Below are 3,132 nucleotides of genomic sequence, written 5' to 3' on the forward strand. Positions count from 1 at the left end.
GGTGGCCCGGATCCTGGCGGCCACCGGCCGCCCGCCGGCCGGCGCCCCGCGCGGCGTGGTGGTGGACTCCCCGCCCGGCGCCGGCAAGTCGACGCTCGTGGTGCGGGCCGCACGCGAGCTGGTCGAGGCCGGCGAGCGGCTGATGATCGTCGCCCAGACCAACGGCCAGGTGGACGACCTGGTCGGCCGGCTGGCCGAGAAGGCGCCGGAGCTGACGATCGGCCGGCTGCACGCCGCGGACTCCCGGCCCGGCCCGGAGGTGCTGAAGCACGCCGGCGTCACGCCCTCCGACAAGGTCGCCGACCTGGTCGAGCACGACGTGGTGATCTCCACCGCGGCCAAGTGGCAGTGGGTGCGGGCCGAGGCCCCGTGGCGGCACGCGATCGTCGACGAGGCGTACCAGATGCGCTCGGACGCCCTGCTCGCGGTGGCCCGGCTGTTCGAGCGGGCGCTGTTCGTCGGCGACCCGGGCCAGCTGGACCCGTTCACCGTGGTCGGCACCGAGCAGTGGGCCGGACTGTCGTACGACCCGTCCAGCAGCGCGGTGGTCACCCTGCTGGCGCACAACCCGGAGATCGAGCCGCACCGGCTGCCGGTCTCCTGGCGGCTGCCCGCCAGCGCCGCCCCACTGATCTCCCGGGCCTTCTACCCGTACACGCCGTTCCGCTCCGGCACCGGCCCGGACGACCGCCGGCTGACCGCCGCCGTGCGCCCGGACGGCTCGGCCCTGGACGCGGTGATCGACCGGGCCGCCGCACACGGCTGGGCCCTGCTGGAGCTGCCCGCCCGGCACACCGTACGGACCGACCCGCAGGCCGTGGCGGCCGTCGCGGCCACCGTCCGCCGACTGCTGGAGCGCGGGCTGACCGCCCACTCCGAGCAGGGCGAGGCACCGCTCACCGCGGACCGGATCGCCGTCGGCACCGCCCACCGGGACCAGGCGGCGGCCGTGCGCGCGGCGCTGCTCAAGGTGGGCGTGCCGGTGGACGGCGCGGCCGGTCCGGCCGTCACGGTGGACACCGCCAACCGCCTGCAGGGCCGCGAGTACGACGTCACGGTGGTGCTGCACCCGCTCTCCGGGCGCCCCGACGCGACCGCCTTCCACCTGGAGACCGGCCGGCTCTGCGTGCTCGCCTCCCGGCACCGGCACGCCTGCATCGTGGTGGCCCGGGCCGGGATCGCCGAGCTGCTGGACGAGCACCCCGCGACCGAGCCGGTGCAGCTGGGCGTCCCGGTGACCTTCCCGGACGGCTGGGAGGCGAACCACCAGGTGCTGCACCACCTGAGCGGCCACCGGGTCCACCTGAGGTAGCCGTCGGGCTCAGTCCTCCGTCTCGCAGACCGCGAAGGCGACCACCGATCCCCGCTGCGCCTGCGCGCTCCACCCGCTCGCGTCGGCGGTGGGGCCGTTGGCGCGCACCGGGCCGTCCGCGTCCGGCTGGAGCCGGTAGCCGCCGCCGGTCAGGTGGGTGCCGGACGGGCAGGTCGCCGTCGAGGCGCCGCCCGGGCCGCTCGGCTCTCCGGTGACCACCAGCGCCGTCTCGGCGGCCGCGGCGGGCGGGGCGACGGAGGCGGCGACGGCGAGCAGGGCGCCCAGTACGGACAGGACGGGCAGGGCGAGGGCCGTGAGGCCCCTTCTCACACGCATGGGGGTTCTCCCGTATCGATGGACGGCCGGTCCGCCTCGATGTGACCGGCCCGCCGGAACGACCGGCGGGCCGGAGCGGCCGGTACCCGGGACAACCGGTTCGCATGCGGTCCGGAAGCGCAGCGCGCGAGTCACACGCCCGGCACGCGCCGGGGAATAGCGCTCGCGTGCGCACCGTTCCGCTACGGGCCGCTGCCGCGAGACAATGGACGGCGGCCACGACCGGGCGGCGCGGCCCGGAGCAGATTCCCTTCACCCCACCCGAGACCCGGAGGTGTCCGTCCATGCCCGACTCCCCAGAGTCGTCCGAGCCCACCAGGCGCCTGCGTCCGGTCCAGCTGCTGTTCGAGCCGCAGTCCGCCGAACCCGAGCCGGAACGATTCTTCGACCTGGAGTCGATCGAGGACCCGGCGGAGCTGCTGCGCCGTTCCACGGAACTGGCCCTGGCCTTCCGGGCGGCCGCCGAGCGGGCCACGGACTTCCAGGCGGTCGCCGCCGCGCAGCTCGCCGACCCGCGCCGGTTCGACGCGCTGTCCGACGCCGAGATCGCCCAGCGGGCGGACTGGACCCCGGACTACGCCGCCAAGATGATCGAGTACGGCCGCACCCTGCTCCAGCCGCGCCGGCACGAGGACTGAGCCCCGGCGCACGCAAGCCGGACACGGGCCACTGGCATATGCGCGGCGGGGAAGGGTACGCGATCCCCCGCCGCGCCGTCCGGCGAACCGCGCTTTCCGTCCCACCGGTGGCACGCGCCGCGCAGGCTGCTCTCCGTGGAGATCTGGACGCAGCAGTCGGTGACGCAGCAGTCGGTGATGTACCCCTCGGTGGAGTACGTCAGCGCGGCCGGGGAGGCCTGGCTGGCCTCCGCCAGCGAGTACCCGCGCAGCATGCGCGCCCTGTGGGAGAGCCGTCCCTGGGCGCCCTCGGTTCTGCCCTGCGGGCGCGCCTTCGACGTGATCAGCATGCCGGCGCTGTTCGGCCGCCGGGTGCTGGACGAGATGTGGACGTCCGGGCCGGGCTGCGGTCCGGTGGCCGTCCATCGGGGACGGATGCTGCTGTTCGTCCAGCCGGGCGCGGCACCCCGGCTGCGCCGGCTGCTGGCCTGGGAGGAGTGGGCCCGGGACGTGCCGCCGCTGCTGTGCCACGGCAAGGGCGACGCGGTGACCGTGCCGCCCCTGCAGCGGGTGCTGAACAGCCCGGACTCCCCCGGGCAGGGCGCCGGCCGGTGGATCGTCGCGCCCGAACAGCGGGAGCCCCGGCTGCCCGGCGCCGCGGTGGTGCTGTGGGCCTGCGTCCGGGCGGCGCGCGAGCCGGGCGCGCCGGTTCCCGCCGGGGCGGCCGTCGTGACCGGGGGGTGAACGCGGGACGACCGGTATTCGATTTTGGCTCGGCCGCACGGCGCTGCTAGAGTCTTCTCTGTCAGCAGGCGCCGCTAGCTCAGTTGGTTAGAGCAGCTGACTCTTAATCAGCGGGTCCGGGGT

At 75.6% G+C, this 3,132-nt stretch carries 4 protein-coding genes; 3 read left to right on the top strand and 1 reads right to left on the bottom strand.

The window, feature by feature from the left end; genetic code table 11:
• The first annotated feature begins 1 nt into the window (after position 1).
• A complete protein-coding gene (locus tag KS423_RS42105) occupies positions 2-1,312 on the top strand; it encodes an AAA family ATPase (RefSeq protein WP_224284992.1) in 1,311 nt (436 codons plus the stop codon).
• A 9-nt stretch (positions 1,313-1,321) separates the two neighbouring features.
• On the opposite strand, the gene KS423_RS42110 is transcribed toward KS423_RS42105, so the two are convergent.
• Positions 1,322-1,648 carry a hypothetical protein gene (locus tag KS423_RS42110; RefSeq protein ID WP_224284993.1) on the bottom strand — a complete coding sequence of 109 codons (327 nt, stop codon included), beginning with the start codon at positions 1,646-1,648 and terminating at the stop codon, positions 1,322-1,324.
• A gap of 284 nt (positions 1,649-1,932) precedes the next feature.
• On the opposite strand from KS423_RS42110, the gene KS423_RS42115 reads away from it, so the two are divergent.
• A complete protein-coding gene (locus tag KS423_RS42115) occupies positions 1,933-2,286 on the top strand; it encodes a hypothetical protein (RefSeq protein WP_224284994.1) in 354 nt (117 codons plus the stop codon).
• A gap of 177 nt (positions 2,287-2,463) precedes the next feature.
• Entirely contained in the window at positions 2,464-3,009 is a 546-nt protein-coding gene (locus tag KS423_RS42120) for a bifunctional DNA primase/polymerase (protein ID WP_224284995.1), read from the top strand.
• Positions 3,010-3,132: the final 123 nt, after the last annotated feature.

This window comes from Streptomyces sp. LS1784, from assembly GCF_020103755.1.
GTDB lineage: Bacteria > Actinomycetota > Actinomycetes > Streptomycetales > Streptomycetaceae > Kitasatospora.